General features: G+C 43.5%; 1 pseudogene. It reads right to left on the bottom strand.

Going from position 1 to position 1,205, the window contains the following annotated elements:
* Positions 1–42 precede the first annotated feature (42 nt).
* Positions 43–1,133 (bottom strand): annotated as a pseudogene (locus C9E89_RS22675) (IS3 family transposase).
* Positions 1,134–1,205 lie beyond the last annotated feature (72 nt).

Raw genomic sequence — 1,205 nt, 5'->3', positions numbered from 1 at the left:
TAGGGTAATCCTCCCATAAATAACCGAAGTTAAAAGTAGAGGTTAAGCAGCCATTAGAGGTGGCTTTCCTTTGTTAGCTTGATGTGGTCTTTCATGGTTGTAATGCCACAACCAGTTTGTTGCATAATCTTGTACTTCATCCAAAGTATCAAATAAATGCTTGCTCAGCCAACTATAACGTATGGTCCGATTATAGCGTTCAATATACGCATTCTGCTGTGGCTTACCCGGTTGAATATATTCAATACGAATACCGTGCTCAGTAGCCCAGCGCACAAATTCGTGACTGATAAATTCGGGACCATTATCGCATCGGATCACTAACGGTTTTTCTCTCCACTCCAGCAATTGATTCAACGTACGAATAACCCTGATTGTGGGCAATGAGAACCCTGCTTCAATGGCTAGGCCTTCGCGGCGGTAATCATCAATCACATTCAATAATCGAAACTTGCGACCATCGGAAAGCTGATCATGCATAAAATCTAATGACCAAACCTGATTTTCTCGGATTGGTTCTTTCAATGGTTCAGGCGCATGCCGTTTTAGTCTTCTTCTCGGTTTAATACGCAGATTCAGTGCCAACTCACAGTAAATGCGGTAAACCCGCTTGTGATTCCAGCAGCAACTCTCAACATGCCGTAAATACGAGAAGCACAAACCAAAGCCCCAATCGGAATTTTCCTCAGTGAGTTCAATGAGCTGTTCAGCAATGAGTGCATTGTCATCGCTGAGTTTGGCTTGATAGCGGTAGCAGGTTTCACTAATGCCAAATGCTTTACAAGCCAAACGAATACTAATGGCATGCTGGGCAACTGCCTGTTGTGCCATCTTACGCCGGCAAGATGGCTTTACCCTTGCGCAGCAGTGCTGCTCATTGCCATCGCTTCCTGGATGATTTCGGCCTTTAATCGCTCTTCCGCATACATCTTTTTAAGTCTGGTATTTTCGGCTTCTAGCTCTTTCAGTCGAGCCATTAATGATGTATCCATACCACCATATTTGGCACGCCATTTATAAAAGGTAGCATTACTCATGCCGTGTTCACGGCAAAGGGTAGCTACAGGTGTGCCAGACTCCGCCTGTTTTAAAATGGATATGATCTGGCTGTCAGTAAATTTAGATGTTTTCATGCAGAATCTCCTGCTCGTATCTTAAGAGAAAATTCTACTTTTAGATCCTTTTATTTTTAGGGGGGATTACCA

The organism is Acinetobacter sichuanensis (genome assembly GCF_003024515.2).
Classification (GTDB): domain Bacteria; phylum Pseudomonadota; class Gammaproteobacteria; order Pseudomonadales; family Moraxellaceae; genus Acinetobacter; species Acinetobacter sichuanensis.
The sequence above is the reverse complement of the archived record's forward strand: the minus strand, read 5'-3'. Positions and strand labels throughout refer to the sequence as shown.